This window comes from Duncaniella muris (genome assembly GCF_003024805.1).
GTDB lineage: Bacteria > Bacteroidota > Bacteroidia > Bacteroidales > Muribaculaceae > Duncaniella > Duncaniella muris.
In genome coordinates this window covers 1-18,512 of sequence record NZ_PUEC01000044.1, presented here as the reverse complement: position 1 = coordinate 18,512, position 18,512 = coordinate 1, and the positions used below count along the sequence as shown (strand labels likewise).

The following is an 18,512-nucleotide window of genomic DNA, read 5'->3' as shown; positions in this document are numbered from 1 at the left end:
AAACCTCGACACCATACAGAGAATCGTTTACTCGGTGTTCTCAATATGGAAAGGACTTCGCAAAAAACAATCGGATAAGAATAAAGGCATGGCCGAACTGATCAGACATATCTCGATGAGCTTTACCAGACTGATGCGATTTTTAAGTCAAAAGTGAAAAAAATAAGATTTTGATACCAGAATAACTCTTTGATATACAGACATGGAAAAATTACCCGATTCTCAATGAACCGGGTAAGGGAAGATATGCTATTTATTTTAGGTTAAATGAAAGAGCCGTGTTGCTGCCTCTTCTTTAATCCTCATCTTCGGCACTTGCATCAGGAGCCTGAGGGAGAAAACGCGACAGCAGACCATAGCCTATGACTCCGGAAAGCAGCGATCCGGCCACAATGCCTACTTTTGAATCATTCAGCAATGCCACACCGGCCTCGCCCATGTCGCCGAACGAAAGGTTGGCTATGAACAGTGAGACTGTAAAACCTATGCCGCCAAGCATCGAGATCGCGGCCACCATTTTCCAGTCAGAGCCTTCAGGCATTGGAGCAAGTTTCATTCTGACTGTAAGCCAGGAAAACAGGAGTATTCCGACAAACTTGCCGATGACAAGACCGACAATGATCGCCAGGCTGATTCCACTCAGAACCGTCATCGGATTCATGTCCAGCAGATAGATCCCTGCGTTGGCAAAGGCAAACAGAGGTATGATCAGATAGTTTATGACCGGATGCAGCGAGTCTTCAAGATCCTGAAGAGGAGAAATCACCTTATCGGATGCACTCTCTATCTGCTTGAGCCAGTCCATCTGCTCATGATTCAGAATTGTGCGCCGCGAAAGCACATCATCTTCCTCTTCGTTGAAATTGCGGATGGAGCTACGGATTTTCTTTATATATTTTTCAGGCGCATAGACCGGGACCGAAGGCACACAGAATGCTACGAGCACTCCGGCTATGGTAGGATGAATTCCGGAATTGAGAAACAGGAACCACACAATCCCGCCTATGAGCACATAGAAAAATTTGCTCTGTATTTTCAAAAATCCGCCTCCGACGAGCAACACGGCCAGCCCGACAGCCGCATAGCCGATAAAAGCCATATCAATATGCGACGAATAGAAAGCGGCTATCACGATTATGCCTCCGATATCATCGACCACGGCAAGGGTGGTCAGAAATATCTTTAACGAGACCGGCACACGAGATCCAAGAAGCGCAAGCACTCCCAGCGAGAACGCAATGTCAGTAGCCATCGGGATGGCAGCTCCGTCTGCATAGTCACTTCCTGCCGCAAGGGCGAGATATAGACCGACGGGCACTATCATGCCCCCTATCGCCCCCATTATAGGCAGTAGAGCCTGGCGGAACGAAGAAAGCTCGCCGACGAGGACCTCTCGTTTTATCTCAAGACCGATCGAGAAGAAAAACACCGCCATGAGAGCATCGTTGATAAACTGCAGGACGGTCATCGGATGTCCGGCGTGTGACAACACATTGAAATCACCGATCTGCAATCGCATCGGCTGGTTCCAAAAGTCATTATACAATGTATTAAGACCCGGTATATTGGCTACCACAAGAGCCAGCACTGTGGCAAAGATCAATACATTTCCGCCGGAAGCGTGATGACGGAGGGCCTGGCGGGCGGCATAGAAAACGTATGACATAACAAATCAGTATTGTTAACTTATATAGTATATAGTTGTTAACAATCCTGATTTGCGAATAGTTGTCAGATCGTCACTCCTTACCGGTCTCTGCCGTGCTATCCGGCTGTCCGATTTGCGCCTGCATTTTCTCTGCTTTTTTCTTACGGCGCTTCAGCATCCATGCCACAAGACGACCGCTGCGGTCAAACACCATTATTATTACTATCACAGTAGCAAACAGAATGGTCAGGCCGTGAAGTATCTCTTTGGAGTCCGGATCAAGCTCTCTGTCAATTTCACTCAGCTGCGTGTCTGACACTATTTTGTAGCTGATAGACGAGAGAGTGCGTTTCCAGACCACGACACCGTCATGCAGAAACACTATGGCCGCATGTCCGCGCGCCAGCTCCTTTATAAGCGTAGGCTCTGCGGTATATATGTCATATGAGGCCATCGAGACATCACGCCAGCGCTCTATCCCCTCTTCGTCAGCATTGACCAAAGCCACCATTGAGCCTCCGCGATTACTGATATAGTCATTGAGTTCGTTAAGAAGATAGGTGTATGACAGGTCTACCTTTGACAGATCCGGGATAGTGACTATGAACTGGTCAGCCTCAGGATCAATTATATCGGCTGCGATGTTTTCGCCGTCTGAAATTACGGCAAATCCGTCAGTCACAGTCTCTGAACCTCCGATCAGACGGCGGTCCACGAAAGTCCATGTAGAATCCGGCAGATTGTCGAGCGTGAAACTTTCCTCCCGGCCGTCTTTTTCATAGATGAACTCATATTCCGCCTCTTCCTCGCTTTCCTCATCACTACTGTCGGCAGAGGCAAGCAGGTCGGTGCCAGGTTCAAAGCGGCGGAAATCAATCATCGGCTGCACATTATAACCGAAAAACGCCACGAACAGGATATAGAACGACAACAGGCCTCCGATCACCCACTGGACATAGGGCACAAAAAGGCCGTCGACCCGCTTGTTGAATCTGAACAGATACAGCAGGAAGAGCGTCAGGAAAATATTCTTTATGAAAGTGGCATTATTTGAAATCACCAGGAAGTCGCCGAAGCAACCGCAGTCGGCAACCGGATCGGCAACCGCTATATAGAGCGTGAGCGGCAGCATGAATGCCATCATCAGAAGCATGATCCATGTCACGGCCCTCTTGTAGCATCCTAACAGCAACAGAAAGCCACACACGAATTCCACCCCGCCAAGCAGGAAGGCGGCAAGCACGACCAAAGCCGACGGCACGTCCCAGCCCCAGACATCAAGATATTCCGCTATCTTATAATAGCTTCCCCAGACATCTATGCTTTTGGTGAAACCAGACAGCACAAAAGTCGCGCCTACAATCAGACGGAATATCCAGACCAGAGCCGGATGGAAGAAACGGTCAATCCTTTTCTTCGGTAAGTTTGATGATTGCGAAGACGGCATAATTAATTATATCCATATAGTTGGAGTCAATTCCTTCCGAGACACTCGTCTTGCCTCCGTTGCCTTCTATTTCCTTGACGCGCTGGAGTTTTGTCAGAATGAAGTCGGTATATGAATTGACTCTCATTCCGCGCCATGCATCGCCATAGTCATGAGTTTTGGCGGCAAGGAGATCACGTATCACTCTGACATATCTGTCATAAAGTTCCACAGCCTGCTCCAGGCTGATGTCAGCTTCATCGGCAAATCCGAGTTCAAGCTGGATAAGCCCCATGACACCATAGTTCACTATGGCATAAAATTCGCCGAGAATGCCCTCGTTGACCAGAGCCTCACCCTCTTCAAGAGTGCGGATGCGTTTGGCCTTTATATATAGCTGGTCTGTGATTGACCGCGGACGCATTATGCGCCACGAAGCACCGTAGTCAGCCAATTTTTCGGCATAGATCCTACGGCAGTCTCCAATCACCGCATCAAACTGTTCCAATGTAGATGTCGCCATGCGTGTTTATTGGTATATATGATGATATTTTTATATGAAAACAAAAAAGTTATGAAACCGGCCGCTAAAAACCTTCCGGTCCGGGCTTCGGTTTCATAACTTTTTATGAATTGTCAGCTTCCGGGATATTACTGTCCCAGAAGATTTTCGACACGCAGAAGATTCTCACCGTCATTAAGAACATAGTAGATGTTTTTGAGATAGCGGAGAGCATCAGTCTGCTCGCTGTCGAGCTGATAAGCTTTTTCGAGATATTTTACGGCTTCAAGAAGGATGGGACGCATGGTCTCATAGTTGTACTTGTTGTACTCGTTCTGCGGCATGTTGGCAGCAGCCTGATCAAGAGCGTCATATTCCTGCACAAGCATACGTCCGTAGTAGAGGTTGTTGTAAGCGTTTTCGCTGTCAAGTTCAACAGCCTTCTTGTAAGCATTCTTGGCTGCGATAGTGTCATTCTGCTGTTCTTTGAGCACACCGAGCGACAGATAGTAAGTGCCGTTGTTCGGATCAGAAGCAATCGCATTGTTGAGCATGTCGGTAGCCTTGTTATATTCCTTACGTTCAATGTAGCTGTTGACCAAACGCTGGAGGAAGGCGGGATTTGAGGTTCCGAACTTATCAAATGCAATCTGAGAGTAGCGGAGCTTGCGTTCCTCATCGTTCATCTGATATGCCACACTATAGGCATAGTCATAAGCTGCGGGTTCGTCATAGCCCACAGTAAGAAGCTGGTCAAATGACTCGGCTGCCTGTGGAAGCATTTCTGCCTGCCATGCGGCAAGAGCGCGGTTATATTCGATTGACGAAGCTGTAGAGTCGGGAAGTGCGGCGGGGGCGTTCTTTCCGAAGCGGGGATTTGCAGGGATGGCGAGATAGTCGGTGAAAGCCTCGTATGCTTTGCCGAATTCACGTGATTCCCAGAATGCGGCGCCTGCGTTCAGAAAGTCATTGGCATGGCCGGTGATCTGGCTCACGATATCTTTTGAGAGTTTGGTCTTGACCTTGCCTTTGGCATCGACAACAGTGTCACAGTCAAGGGCCTTGAGACCATAGTTATATCCGTCAAGAAGCGCGTTGCCCATGTCGACGAGGCTAACATCCTGGCCGATGGTCTTCTTGGCAAAGAGATCGTCATAGAGTTTAAAACCGGCTTTTCCGGGAATCCAGTAAGTGTTTGCTTCTTTCTCAGTTTCAGGATTTGAAAAGGCGGGAGTGATTGCCTTAATCGCTTTCTGATAAGCGGCATAAGTAGAGGCATTCTTGAATTCCTTTTCAGCTTCCTTCACCACGGCTACCTGAGCTGTCATTGAGGAGGCAGCGAGCAACCCAAAGGTTAAGACGCAGATTTTTTTCATAATGGAAAGTTAATATTAGGGGATTAATGATTATTCTTCGCTTTCTTCGGCGATCTCTTCGTCGAATTCGTCATCTACCTCTTCTTCAACGATATCAGCATCAAGAAGTTCAGCTTCGGTCATTTCCGGAGCTATATCCTGGGCCTCAACCTGTTCAACTTCCTCTTCAGGATCGGTATCTACGCAGCAGACAGAAGCGATCGTATCATTGCGCTTGTCAAGGTTTATGATGCGCACACCCTGTGTCGCACGGCCCTGCTGACGAATGTCGGCCACATGGATGCGAAGGGTGATGCCGCTCTTGTTGATGATCACGAGGTCATTGTCGTCACAGACACTCTCGATGGCCACAAGCGCGCCGGTCTTTTCAGTGATGTTCATGGTTCTGACACCCTTTCCGCCACGGTTGGTGACACGGTAGACTGGCACTTTTTCGCTTTCGCCGGCCTCGTTGGTCACGGTGGTGTCAAGCGGTGTGCGCTTGCCATAGCCGCGTTCACTGAGTACCATGACATCATTTGTTGTGTCAGCCGGCATGCAGATCATGCCTACAACCTCGTCATCATCACCGTCAAGAGTCATGCCGCGGACTCCGGCCGACATACGGCCCATCTCACGCACCTTGCTTTCAGGAAAGCGGATAGCGCGACCGTTGCGGTTGGCCAGAAGGATCTCGCTGTTGCCGTCTGTCATCTCGACTGCGAGCAGTTCGTCGCCCTCGCGGATGATGATGGCGTTGACACCCTTGGATCGCGGACGTGAGTACGCTTCAAGGCGGGTTTTCTTTATGACGCCCTTCTTGGTGGCAAACACAAGATTGTGGGTGTTGACGAATTCCGAATCTCCGAGCGACTTGGTGCAGATAAATGCCTTGACGCAGTCGTCAGAGTCGATATTGAGCATGTTCTGGATAGCGCGGCCTTTTGAATTCTTAGCTCCTTCGGGAATTTCATAGACCTTGAGCCAGTAGCAGCGGCCCTTCTGGGTGAAGAAGAGCATTGAATTGTGCATCGAGGCAGGATAAATGTGCTCGATGAAGTCTTCGTTGCGTGTATCAGAGCCCTTTGCGCCGACACCTCCGCGGTTCTGAGCGCGGAATTCGCTGAGTTGCGTGCGCTTGATGTAACCGAGATGCGAGATGGTGATGATCATGTCATCATCGGCATAGAAATCCTCAGCGTTGAAATCGCCGGCGGTATAGTCTATGTCAGTGCGGCGGGCATCGCTGTAGCGGTCACGCACTTCGATGAGTTCGCTCTTTATGAGTTCGCGGCAGGTAGCGTCATCTGACAGAATCAGTTCCAGACGGGCTATTTCCTGTTCGAGAGTCTCGTATTCATTGCGGAGCTTATCCTGTTCGAGTCCTGTGAGCTGACGCAGACGCATTTCGACGATAGCGGCGGTCTGCGGGTCAGTCAGGCCGAAGCGGTCGCGCAAGGCATCACGGGCGCTCTGGGTGTCGGAAGCTGCGCGGATAATGCGGATCACCTCGTCAATGTTCTGCGAGGCTATGATCAGACCTTCGAGTATATGGGCGCGCTCCTGGGCTTTGTTAAGTTCGAATCTGGTACGGCGTATCACCACATCATGGCGGTGAGCCACAAATTCAGAGATCAGATCCTTAAGATTCAGAGTCTTGGGGCGACCGTTGACCAAGGCCACATTGTTGACGCTGAACGAGGCCTGCATCTGAGTCATCTTATAGAGCTTGTTTAGCACCACATTTGCATTTGCATCGCTCTTGAGCTTGATGACTATGCGCATACCTTTATAATTACTCTCGTCGTTGATGTCAGCGATACCGTCGAGTTTTTTATCAGTGACAAGAGTGGCTATATAGGCGATAAGTTCGGCCTTATTGACACCGTAGGGTATTTCGGTGACAATTATATTCTCATGATTGTCTTCAACCTCAATCTCGGCTTTAGAGCGGATAACGATTCGGCCGCGACCGGTCTCATAAGCTTCCTTTACGCCATTGTAGCCATAGATTGTACCTCCTGTGGGGAAGTCAGGGGCCGGGATGTATTGCATCAGGCCTTCGATATCGATGTCAGGATTGTCGATATAGGCCACACAAGCGTTGATCGACTCTCCGAGATTATGTGTCGGCATGTTGGTGGCCATACCGACAGCGATGCCGGAAGCGCCGTTGACGAGAAGATTCGGAAAGCGGGTAGGAAGCACTACCGGCTCCTTGCGGGAGTTGTCATAGTTGGGCTGGAAATCCACGGTGTCACTGCCGATGTCGGCCAGCATTTCTTCACCGAGCTTTTCAAGACGCACCTCAGTATAACGCATTGCCGCAGCGCCGTCACCGTCGACCGATCCGAAGTTTCCATGACCGTCGACAAGTGTGTTGCGCATGGCCCAAGGCTGCGCGAGACGCACCACGGTGCCGTAGATAGAGGAGTCGCCGTGGGGATGGTACTTACCCATGACCTCGCCGACGCAGTTGGCCGACTTCTTGTGGGGGCGGTCAGAGGTATTGCCCATCTCATTCATCCCGTAAAGCACACGGCGGTGCACAGGTTTGAGACCGTCGCGCACATCAGGGAGCGCACGCGACACGATCACCGACATCGAATAGTCGATGTAGGCGTTCTTCATCTCGTTTTCTATATTAATTTTAATTATACGATCTTCTTCAATCATGTGTTTGAACGTGTTTAAAAACCGAGTATTTTCCCCACAAAGGTACGAATTATTTTACAAAAATCGTATCTTTGCCGATCAAGAATTGTTTTTTAATTGTTATTATGATATCACTGACCACCGTTAGCGAAGTTTGGCACAATTTTTGTAGTGTCAATCCATGTCAGTGACATTTATCCGACTCAACAATTACGGGACACTGACACACACACTACCCCTCTTTCATCACTTAACAAGAAAGGTAAATTTCAGATGGACACTGTTTATTCACAGAATTTCAAGGAGATCATAAGCGACTCTCCCAGACAGGCCGCCCGCCATAACACCCGCTATGTCATGCCGGAACACCTGCTGCTGTCGCTTCTCTCCGATATTGAAGGCGAGCCGGCACGCCTGATCGACCGTGCAGCCAAGGGCGCCTCTGCCTATGAGCTGAGAGAAAATCTCGACAAGGCCCTCTTCAACGCCGCTACTGACGCCGACTATCAGGGCACCGTAGGCATTTCTGATGTCAGTCTCAGCGATCTGACCGGACGCATTATCAAACTTAGTGCGCTCGAAGCCCGTATGCTCAAAAGCAACGAAGTTGACGCCACCCACCTGCTGCTGGCAATTTTCCACAATTCCGATGCTCAGAATTCGGAATTCATGACCGCTTTCCACCGCGCCGGCATTACATACGAGGCCATATATCGCCTGCTGGCCACCGATTCAGATCTTGCCACTCCGCTCAACGCCGACTTCGCCGAAGAAGACGAGGACGATGAGATGCCGCCACGCTCTTCCGCTCCTCAAGGCGGACAGCAGAGTTCGTCGGCTTCAGGCAAACGCCAGGGCGCCCCAACAGCTCAGCGCCGTGGCAACGACACTCCGGTGCTCGACAAATACGGCAACGACATGACTCTTGCTGCTGAAGAAAACCGCCTCGACCCGGTGGTGGGACGCGATGTCGAAATCGAGCGCCTGGCCCAGATCCTCAGCCGCCGCAAGAAAAACAATCCGGTGCTCATCGGCGAGCCTGGCGTAGGAAAATCAGCCATCGTCGAAGGCCTGGCCCTGCGCATAGTCCAGCGCAAGGTCTCGCGCATTCTCTTCGGCAAGCGCGTTGTGTCGCTCGACATGGCCTCGATCGTGGCCGGAACCAAATATCGCGGACAGTTCGAGGAACGCATCAAGGCCATACTCGATGAGCTTTCTAAAAACAAAGACATCATCCTCTTCATTGACGAACTCCACACCATAGTAGGTGCCGGAAATGCCGCCGGATCAATGGATGCCGCCAACCTTCTCAAACCGGCTCTGGCGCGAGGCGAGATCCAGTGCATCGGAGCCACAACTCTTGACGAATACCGCAAGAACATCGAAAATGACGGTGCTCTCGAACGCCGTTTCCAAAAAGTGATGGTCGAGCCGACCACCGCAGAGGAGACACGCATTATCCTTGACAACATCAAAGACAAGTATGAGGAGCACCACAATGTCAATTATACCCCCGAAGCACTCGATGCCTGCGTGCAGCTGACCGAGCGCTATGTCTCCGACCGAAATTTCCCCGACAAGGCCATTGATGCGATGGACGAGGCCGGCAGCCGTGTGCACGTCACCAACATCGCCGTGCCCAAGGAAATCGAGCAGCTCGAACAGCGCATTGAGGAGGTGGCCGCACAGAAACTCCGCGCCGCCCAGTCGCAGAACTTCGAGAAGGCTGCTTCATACCGCGACCAGGAGCAGCAGCTCAAAGCCACCCTCGAAGAATCGAAAGCCCGCTGGGAGGAACAACTCAATGCGATGCGCGAGACCGTCGATGCCGAAAAAGTGGCCGAAGTGGTAGCCATGATGACCGGTGTGCCCGTCCAGCGCATAGCCCAGGCCGAAGGCAAGCGTCTCAAAGAGATGGCTCCCACTCTCAAAGGCAGCATCATCGGACAGGATCCGGCTATCGAAAAGGTGGTCAAAGCCATCCAGCGCAACCGCATCGGTCTGAAAGACCCCAACAAGCCGATCGGCACCTTCCTCTTCCTCGGCCCGACCGGTGTAGGCAAGACCCACCTGGCCAAGAAACTCGCGGAATACATGTTTGACTCGGCCGACACTCTGATCCGCATCGACATGAGCGAATACATGGAGAAGTTCACCGTCTCCCGCCTCGTCGGAGCGCCTCCCGGCTACGTAGGCTATGAGGAGGGCGGACAGCTCACTGAAAAAGTGCGCCGCCACCCCTACTCCATAGTCCTGCTTGACGAGATAGAAAAGGCTCACCCTGACGTATTCAACCTCCTGCTCCAGGTGATGGACGAAGGCCGCCTGACCGACTCGCTCGGCCGCCGCATCGACTTCAAGAACACTATCATCATCATGACGTCCAACATCGGTTCGCGCCAGCTCAAAGACTTCGGCAGCGGCATAGGCTTCGCCTCACCGTCATCAAATGACAAGGACTATAGCCAGAGTGTGCTCCGCAAAGCCCTCAACAAGGCTTTCGCTCCGGAATTCCTCAACCGCATCGACGATGTGATCATGTTCGATTCTCTGTCAAAAGAGGCTATCTTCAAGATCATAGACATCGAGCTGGCAGGCTTCAACAAGCGTGTCAAAGAACTTGGCTACACACTGACAATCACTGACGAGGCCAAGAACTTCATTGCCGAAAAGGGCTACGACGCCAACTATGGCGCCCGTCCGCTCAAACGCTCCATTCAGAAGTATCTCGAAGACAAACTCGCTGAGCTGATCATCGACGCCTCTATCTCGGCCGGCGACGAGATCTTCGTCTCCTACCATCCCGGAGCCGAAGAACTCGACACTGAGATACGCCGTCCGTCAGCCCCCGCCCGGGCCGACAGTCTGACAGACGGGCAGGCATAATAGCAAACCTGATCTGCAGAATATCAACCAAAAAGATCGGCGGCCTCCAGCGAGGTCGCCGATCTTATGTCTGATAGAGTTTCGATTTCTATTTCAGCAGATTCCTGATTACTTTACAAGCACCTTCACTGCCTTCGAGCCCTGGCGCTTGATGTAGATGCCGGGGGCAAGATTCTCGCCATTGACGCGGACACCCTGGAGGCTATACCATTCAACAGGTGCGTTTTCGTCAGCGACAACATCTACAATACCTGACTCCGATGTCGGCATGCTCCAGTTTGCGGCTACGAATTTGGTAGTGCCGAATGTAATGTGGAAGTCTACACGGTCTTTATAGTATTTGACATCTGTAAAGGTCGGATTATAATATATACTCGGATTAGACTGAGCGTCGACGTTTTTTACATGTGTGTTGAACTGTTCTCCATCAGGAAGCTTGACAGTCAGAGACTTGTTTGAAGGCTTGTCAGTGCCAACATAATCATCAGCCACGCGTATTGCAGCGGTTGCTATTGGGCCTCCTTCCGCCGGGTTCGCAGCAACAGTCTTTCCGCTGATAGTAAACGGAATATTATAGCCTGACCTGCCGAAGTTGTAGACCACAACAGTGGTTTCATCAATCATATCAACATAGGTCGGCACTGTTTCATAAACACTTGTAGGATTACTATAAACGGCATAGTCCATGTCCACGAGTCGACCTTTTGGCACAGCGGGACCTTCTGCTTCTATAACTGCAAAACCGGTCTGATCGCCGAACTTGGTGTCGATATAGACTTTATAGCGTGCAGACTGAATGGTTTCGGAGCCTTCGATAACAACAGCATAGCTACCGGCCGTTTTCACGGCAAGAGCCCCGGTTTTGGTCTGGCCGGAAGCATCCTGAAGGCTGAATGTGGCACCTTCGATGACCTGATATGAGTCCGGATCATCTGAACTGACCCCAGCGGTGAATACCACAGGAGCTTTTCCGTCAGCACCTGCGCTACCTACCTTAAATGAAACAGCAGCTTCAGATCCGGCGAAATAGCTCAGTTTAAACGAATTGTCGCTACCAATTTCAACCGGGCTGAAAGAATTCTTGAACAATTCAGCGCCTGACGCTGTCTGATAGGCCACATCTACGCCTTCACGACCCTCAGCAACAGTCATATTAAAAACAACAGCACCATAATCACGTCTTGTATCCAGCAGATCAGGACCATTGGGAGTTTTATACTGAAAATAAGTCACTATACTCACTTCATACTCAGCCAGTCTCTGTGTCTGAGTAAAAGTTTCGCTTTTCAGCTTCACCCCATTAAGTTTTCCATTGATACATGAATACAGAAGACCGTCAACAAGAATCTGGTTCATCTCTTCATTGGCATCCTTATATTCCTTGATGGTAGTAAGGTTGAAGCGGCAGTTCTGACCATCCTTATCCTTAAGCACAAACAGACCAGGTGTCTTTATGTCCGGGAAAGCCAGCACATTGTCTTTGATGGTAAATTTCAGATCATATATTGAATTCTGATATTTTTTCAGAGTATAGGACCCGTCTTCATTCTTCACTAATTCATTTGTGGTCGGATTAAACAGCTCCTCCTGAAGTTCTGTGGCAGTAGTACTGCCTATCTTATAATATTTGACTGATACATCGTCAGCCTGGGCGGCAACACTACCGAGCAACAAGCCCACAATCGGGAGTAAAAACTTCTTCATAAGCAAAAAAGTGTTTGGTTAAAATTAGATTTATTGTGAATTTGATATCAATTTCGCTGTTTCGCTGTAAAGTTGAGAAGTTTTTTTTTGTTTTGCAACTTTCTGCTACAAAATTTTTAATTTTTGTAGAGTTTTGTTTAACGATCTGTCAATCCGACACGATTCAACACGCCATCTGCTATCAATCTGTCATTTTTGATGACCTTTTTCCAACAGATTGACACACCTCGTGATCAAGCGCCCAAAATCAAGCCGGCACCCCCGAATCGGGAATGCCGGCTTCTTTATCATTCAGTTCAAAAAACTGCCTGCCGATTACTTCACGAGCACCTTGACAGTCTTCGAGCCCTGGCGCTTCACGTAGATGCCGGGGGTCAGGTTTTCGCCGCTGACACGGATACCCTGAAGATTAAACCACTCAGCAGGAGCATTCTCAGAATCGGTAATAATATCTGCAATGCCCGACTGGTCAGCCTTAGGCTCCCACTCTACTTTGTAGTTCACATTGTTTTCATCCCGGAAATAGACTGCATATACCTTGCGCACACCGTTACCGTCTTTATAATGACAGACATCAGGCATACCCCAGAGATCCAGATCAGGAGCATGGTCATAAACCTCGATTTTAGGGCTGAAAATCATGTATCCGCCTTTGCCGTCGTCAAGTCTGGACTCAAGAACCGCTCTCGGATAGTCGGGAATAGTTACAATCTTATGCGTATTGCTTTCTACAAGATTGTCCTTGTCATCAAGCACCTGGTCCCATTTGCCGAAACCGGCGGCAAGATCAAGCTCCTGGAAAGCGGAAAAAGAGTCATCGCTGTTCGGCTCTTTTGGCTCGCTCAACTGGAATGCCACATTAAAGCCTGAACCAAGGAAGTCATAGGCCACAAAATTATTATCGTCTATTATATCAATGTGAGAATCATATTCACTGATTTTATTCCAGTCGTAGCTCTTGTCCATATAAGAGAAAGTCAGAGTATTGACAGCACCTTTCTTAAGCGGAGTTCCGTTCATCTCAAACACTGTATAGCCGGTGACATCTCCTACTTTTATATCGACATAAGCCTTATAGTGAGCCTTGTTCAATGAATATTCCTCGATCTGCTCGGCATAGCAACCCGCAGGACGCACCATAACCGGACCGGTAACAGTCTGACCGCCTGCTGTGACAAGGCTATAGACGGCTCCTTCAAGTTCCTGATACTGTTCGGGATCTTTCGCACTGTCGAAGCCCTCGGTAAATACAACAGATGACTTGCCGGCAGCCACTTCATCACCCGTGGTCTTCAGACCGATCTTCACTCCGGAATTCAGGAAGTTATACACGCTGGTCGAACGGTCTTCTCTGTGGAGAATAACGCTCTTGGTATCCTCAAACAGCTTATTGTCCGACGAATCTACATATGAAACATTGACCGGATCACTCGGAATAGTCATGTCAAAGATTGCCCATCCCGAAAGGTTCTTTTCGCTGTATGCCGGATTTTCGTTTCCGTATTCATCGACCTTATTGCCCACGGGAATGCGGAATTTGTTGGCAACCCATATTCTATAATGCTTGCCCTTGTCATCCGCTCCCCTATATTCTGCGACCGAAACATTTCTATAAATTATCACCGGAAAAGAAAGTTCCTTTTTCGGAACAGGAATAAATTGGCCAAGACTATAATACACATAACCGTCAACAGGCATCATCTTATACATGTACGGATCATCAGTGCCGGGTATAAGCACCTCATATTCGGCTTCTGCCGAGTTTTCAACAGAACTCGTATAGACCGGAGGAGCGAAATCAAGTATAGGAGAATTCCATACTTCTTTCGGGAAACGGTAGCTGAAATTCTCAACCCCATTATACACCTTTCTTGTGCCGTCTACCGAAAATGTGAGATCAAGTTCTGAATTTAAAAATTTCTTTACCGTATATGTCCCGTCTTCATTGATTATCAGTTCATGATCTATCGGATCAAAGATCTTTTTGTTAGCAAATCCCCAATAGCTGCCAGAAACCTCATAGCAGTTGATGGTGACCACATCAGCCTGAGCACCGGCAATTCCACAAAGAAGCCCTGCAACCGGAAGTAAAAATTTCTTCATGATCAGAAATGTTATAGATTTAGGTTGATTTATTAGATGTTGTTTTAAACTATCGCTTAATCTGTTATACTTTTTAAGTTCGGCCGTAAAGGTGAGAAATTTTTTTGGCTTTTGCAACTTTTTGACACAAAATTTAAGCATTCTATCAATTTTTGCTCACAAACTACTCGTCGCATGTTTCCTTTCGGCCCGAAAAACTGTCAATTTGTCACACCTGCACGCCAATAAGAATAAAAAATGAGAGAGAGACACCGCAAAGGCCTCTCTCTCCCGCTTTTTGATATACTTATTATATATAATAGGTGTCAGTCCAGTTTCAGCACTGCGAGGAATGCTTTCTGCGGCACTTCGACCGAACCGATCTGCTTCATGCGCTTCTTGCCTTTCTTCTGCTTTTCGAGCAGCTTGCGCTTACGCGAGATATCACCGCCGTAACATTTGGCCGTCACATCCTTGCGCACAGCCTTAATGGTCTCGCGGGCTATGATCTTGGCCCCGATAGCCGCCTGAATAGCGATGTCGAACTGCTGACGGGGTATCAGTTCCTTGAGTTTCTCACACATGCGGCGCCCGAAGGTCACGGCATTGTCAACATGGGTAAGAGTCGACAGCGCGTCCACGCTCTCTCCGTTGAGCAGGATGTCGAGCTTGACAAGCTTCGACTCACGGAAGTCATGCAGGTGATAGTCAAACGAGGCATAGCCCTTCGAGATGCTCTTGAGTTTGTCATAGAAGTCGATCACGATCTCACCGAGAGGCATGTCGAAGATCAGCTCCATGCGGTTGCCTGAGATATATTCCTGCTTGACAAGCTCGCCGCGCTTCGCCAGACAGAGGGTCATGATCGGTCCGATATAATCGGCCGCAGTAATGATCGAGGCTCTGATATAAGGCTCTTCGATATGGTCTATGAGCGTTGCCTCCGGAAGACCGGAAGGGTTATGGACCTCGGTCATGTTGCCGTGCTTGTCAAAGACGCGGTAAGATACGTTGGGCACCGTCGTGATCACATCCATGTCAAACTCACGGCCGAGACGCTCCTGGATTATCTCCATGTGAAGCAGTCCGAGGAAGCCGCAGCGGAATCCGAAACCGAGCGCCATTGATGACTCTGGCTGGAATGTCAGCGATGCATCATTGAGCTGAAGCTTTTCGAGCGAGGAACGGAGATTTTCAAAATCTTCGGTCTCGATCGGATAGACACCGGCAAAGACCATCGGTTTCACTTCTTCGAAACCGTCGATTGCCGCATCGCAGGGTGTGTTGACATGGGTGATCGTATCGCCCACTTTCACCTCGCGCGAGGTCTTGATGCCGGAAATTATATAGCCTACATTGCCGGCAGAGAGTTCCTGGCAGGGCTGCATGTCGAGTTTGAGCACCCCGATCTCATCTGCATTATACTGCTTGCCGGTAGCCACGAATTTCACGAAATCGTTCTTCCGGATCGTGCCGTTGACAATCTTGAAATAGGCAATGATACCGCGGAAGGGATTGAATACGGAGTCGAAAATCAGAGCCTGCAGCGGAGCCTGCGGATCGCCCTGGGGGGCGGGCACTCTCTCTACGATGGCACGCAGAATGTCAGGCACGCCTATACCGGTCTTGCCGCTGGCGCGGATCACTTCCGATGGATCGCAGCCGAGCAGGTCTACAATCTGATCTTCCACCTCATCGGGTTTCGCACTGTCGAGGTCCACTTTGTTGATGACCGGAATTATCTCCAGATCATTGTCAATCGCCATGTAGAGATTCGATATGGTCTGGGCCTGGATGCCCTGTGAGGCATCGACAATCAGCAGCGCGCCCTCGCAGGCCGCAATCGAACGCGAGACTTCATATGAGAAGTCAACGTGTCCGGGAGTGTCGATCAGGTTCAGGATGTAGTCCTCGCCATCAAGATGGAAGTTCATCTGTATGGCGTGGCTCTTGATAGTGATCCCTCGCTCACGCTCCAGATCCATGTCGTCAAGCACCTGTGCCTGCAGGTCCTTGGCGGCTACAGTATTGGTATATTCAAGCAGACGGTCGGCAAGAGTGCTCTTGCCGTGGTCAATATGGGCTATGATACAAAAATTGCGGATATTCTTCATAATTGGCTGCAAATTTAATGATTTTTTTCCACATTTCCCCCACCTTATATAATAACATATGTAATGACGCTGCGTTTTCCCTCCATTTTCCTATCGGTCTCGGACCTTTTTGCAGCCCATCGCAGCCTCGGCGCACCTCGCCACAAAAAAATAGCGCAAATTTTATTGAAAAATATTTGGTAGATTCAAAAAAACGCCCTACCTTTGCAGCGCAAAACCAAAACATGGTGAGCATAGCTCAGTTGGTTAGAGCGTCGGATTGTGGTTCCGAAGGTCGTGGGTTCGACCCCCACTGTTCACCCAAAGTGGTGATGAATCAGAAGATTCATCACCACTTTTCTCTTTCAATCCCCGCAATATTATTTAAGATATCGGTCAGACTCCACCGCCAGGCGATCGCTCAGACCGATGACACGTGGCACTCCGGTTGGGATCTCTTCCGCAACAATCTCCTCAGGTGTCTTCTTCAAAAGCATCATCACCAGCGCGCGAAGCGAGTTGCCGTGGGCCGCCACAAAGACAGTGTCATAGACCGCAAGCGTCGGCGCAATCAGCTCTTCCCAGCATGGTGCCACACGCCTGACCGTATCCTCAAGTGACTCCGTCAGCGGCAAGTCCTCCTCCGGAAGAGAGGCATAGCGCGGATCAGCCCCCGGATAGCGCTCGTCATTCACAGCCAAAGCCGGAGGCGCCACATCATAACTCCGACGCCAGATGTGCACCTGCTCATCGCCGAACTTAGCAGCCGTGTCAGCCTTGTTCAGCCCCTGCAATGCACCATAGTGGCGCTCGTTAAGGTGCCAGTCTTTCACCACCGGCAGCCACAGCCTGTCCATCGCATCAAGCGCTATATCAAGAGTCTGGATGGCACGGCGCAGATAGGAAGTGAAACAATATCGCGGCTCAAGGCCTGACGCTGCTATCAGCTCCCCCGCCCTCCGGGCCTCTACGCGGCCTTTGGGCGAAAGTTCCACATCGGTCCATCCCGTAAAGCGGTTTTCAAGATTCCATTGGCTCTGTCCGTGTCGCAGAAGTATCAGTTTTTTCATACCTATTTTATTCTAAAAAATAATCATTTATAGCAGAAACATCTCCGTGCGGCTTATAGTTGAAAGCGCAGCAATAATATTTAACATCAGTTCACATTCCACAACCCCCTCAGCGCTACTTTTGTTAACGACTATTAAATTAGCTAAGAATATTTGCACAGCCGAAAATAACTTCCTACCTTTGCATCGCAAAACGGAAATGACACCGTTTAAAGCCAACAGATTTGCGAAAATAGCTCAGTTGGTAGAGCACAACCTTGCCAAGGTTGGGGTCGCGGGTTCGAGTCCCGTTTTTCGCTCAAAGAGAACATTTAAAATACTTGTCTGTCGAGTTTTCGCACTTGCGAAAATAGCTCAGTTGGTAGAGCACAACCTTGCCAAGGTTGGGGTCGCGGGTTCGAGTCCCGTTTTTCGCTCCATAAAACCTTCAACAGAAATCTTGACAGACACCATGTCCGGGTGGTGGAATTGGTAGACACGCTACTTTGAGGGGGTAGTGGCCGTAAGGCTGTGTGAGTTCGAATCTCATCTCGGACACCTCGATTAAATCTGTAATGGATCGTTTTTCGACCGTTACTGATTTAAAACCACTTGTCTGTCGAGTCACCAAACTCGCGAAAATAGCTCAGTTGGTAGAGCACAACCTTGCCAAGGTTGGGGTCGCGGGTTCGAGTCCCGTTTTTCGCTCTAATGACAACCAACAGATGTCTTGACAGACAAACACCTATGTCCGGGTGGTGGAATTGGTAGACACGCTACTTTGAGGGGGTAGTGGCCGTAAGGCTGTGTGAGTTCGAATCTCATCTCGGACACCTTGAAAAATCCGCAACAGATCGTCTGACGATTATTGCGGATTTTTTATTTTATCCAGCCCCGCCCTCCACCCCGCCCCATTCGCTCCCTACTCCTCCGCATTGCATTTCATTGTCAGATTTCGGCTGTCTGTTTACACATACTTTTATCGTAAGTAAGTCGTAAAAATTAATTTATACTAAGCCGTATGGGCAAAATTGATATAGAGTTCAGATCCAAGCGCAGCCAACGCACGGTTAGTTGCATAGATCAGGGAGTCTGTGGAGCAATAATCCGCA

10 protein-coding genes and 6 tRNA genes are annotated in these 18,512 nt (G+C 49.6%); 7 read left to right on the top strand and 9 right to left on the bottom strand.

The window, feature by feature from the left end:
- Positions 1 to 295 precede the first annotated feature (295 nt).
- The 5 genes from nhaA to gyrA form a co-directional block, all read right to left on the bottom strand.
- Positions 296 to 1,666, bottom strand: a complete 1,371-nt coding sequence (gene nhaA, locus C5O23_RS13010; RefSeq protein ID WP_107033350.1) for a Na+/H+ antiporter NhaA — start codon at positions 1,664 to 1,666, stop codon at positions 296 to 298.
- A 73-nt stretch (positions 1,667 to 1,739) separates the two neighbouring features.
- The gene (locus tag C5O23_RS13005) at positions 1,740 to 3,095 is read right to left on the bottom strand and encodes a BT_3928 family protein (RefSeq protein WP_107033349.1); all 1,356 of its coding nucleotides are present in this window, start codon (positions 3,093 to 3,095) and stop codon (positions 1,740 to 1,742) included.
- The gene (locus C5O23_RS13000; protein ID WP_107033348.1) at positions 3,052 to 3,597 is read right to left on the bottom strand and encodes a DUF1599 domain-containing protein; all 546 of its coding nucleotides are present in this window, start codon (positions 3,595 to 3,597) and stop codon (positions 3,052 to 3,054) included. Before C5O23_RS13000 ends, C5O23_RS13005 begins: the two co-directional genes overlap by 44 nt.
- 128 nt (positions 3,598 to 3,725) lie before the next feature.
- Positions 3,726 to 4,952, bottom strand: a complete 1,227-nt coding sequence (locus tag C5O23_RS12995) for a tetratricopeptide repeat protein (RefSeq protein ID WP_124075521.1) — start codon at positions 4,950 to 4,952, stop codon at positions 3,726 to 3,728.
- Between the two features lie 30 nt (positions 4,953 to 4,982).
- The gene (gene gyrA, locus C5O23_RS12990) at positions 4,983 to 7,607 is read right to left on the bottom strand and encodes a DNA gyrase subunit A (RefSeq protein ID WP_107033346.1); all 2,625 of its coding nucleotides are present in this window, start codon (positions 7,605 to 7,607) and stop codon (positions 4,983 to 4,985) included.
- A 252-nt stretch (positions 7,608 to 7,859) separates the two neighbouring features.
- Between gyrA and C5O23_RS12985 the strand changes: the two genes are divergently transcribed.
- On the top strand, positions 7,860 to 10,472 hold the full coding sequence (locus C5O23_RS12985) for an ATP-dependent Clp protease ATP-binding subunit (RefSeq protein WP_107033345.1): 2,613 nt from the start codon (positions 7,860 to 7,862) through the stop codon (positions 10,470 to 10,472).
- A 108-nt stretch (positions 10,473 to 10,580) separates the two neighbouring features.
- Here C5O23_RS12985 and C5O23_RS12980 read toward each other — a convergent pair whose 3' ends face one another.
- The 3 genes from C5O23_RS12980 to lepA all read right to left on the bottom strand — a co-directional run bounded on the left by C5O23_RS12980 (position 10,581) and on the right by lepA (position 16,372).
- Positions 10,581 to 12,176: a hypothetical protein gene (locus tag C5O23_RS12980; RefSeq protein ID WP_107033344.1), complete on the bottom strand. Its 1,596-nt coding sequence runs from the start codon at positions 12,174 to 12,176 to the stop codon at positions 10,581 to 10,583.
- Positions 12,177 to 12,491: 315 nt separating this feature from the next.
- Positions 12,492 to 14,279 carry a hypothetical protein gene (locus C5O23_RS12975; protein ID WP_107033343.1) on the bottom strand — a complete coding sequence of 596 codons (1,788 nt, stop codon included), beginning with the start codon at positions 14,277 to 14,279 and terminating at the stop codon, positions 12,492 to 12,494.
- A gap of 305 nt (positions 14,280 to 14,584) precedes the next feature.
- Positions 14,585 to 16,372 (bottom strand): translation elongation factor 4, encoded by a 1,788-nt coding sequence (gene lepA / locus C5O23_RS12970; protein ID WP_107033342.1) that lies wholly within the window; start codon positions 16,370 to 16,372, stop codon positions 14,585 to 14,587.
- 227 nt (positions 16,373 to 16,599) lie between these two features.
- On the opposite strand from lepA, the gene C5O23_RS12965 reads away from it, so the two are divergent.
- Positions 16,600 to 16,673, top strand: a tRNA-His gene (locus C5O23_RS12965).
- Between the two features lie 58 nt (positions 16,674 to 16,731).
- Here the strand turns inward: C5O23_RS12965 and gpmA are convergent.
- Positions 16,732 to 17,421 carry a 2,3-diphosphoglycerate-dependent phosphoglycerate mutase gene (gene gpmA, locus C5O23_RS12960; protein WP_107033341.1) on the bottom strand — a complete coding sequence of 230 codons (690 nt, stop codon included), beginning with the start codon at positions 17,419 to 17,421 and terminating at the stop codon, positions 16,732 to 16,734.
- A 226-nt stretch (positions 17,422 to 17,647) separates the two neighbouring features.
- Here gpmA and C5O23_RS12955 point away from each other — a divergent pair.
- From C5O23_RS12955 to C5O23_RS12935, 5 genes are all read left to right on the top strand, one after another.
- Positions 17,648 to 17,720, top strand: a tRNA-Gly gene (locus C5O23_RS12955).
- Between the two features lie 44 nt (positions 17,721 to 17,764).
- Positions 17,765 to 17,840: transfer RNA gene (locus C5O23_RS12950), tRNA-Gly, on the top strand.
- 34 nt (positions 17,841 to 17,874) lie between these two features.
- A tRNA-Leu gene (locus C5O23_RS12945) sits at positions 17,875 to 17,958 on the top strand.
- 77 nt (positions 17,959 to 18,035) lie between these two features.
- A tRNA-Gly gene (locus C5O23_RS12940) sits at positions 18,036 to 18,108 on the top strand.
- A gap of 41 nt (positions 18,109 to 18,149) precedes the next feature.
- Positions 18,150 to 18,233 (top strand) — tRNA-Leu (locus tag C5O23_RS12935).
- Positions 18,234 to 18,512 lie beyond the last annotated feature (279 nt).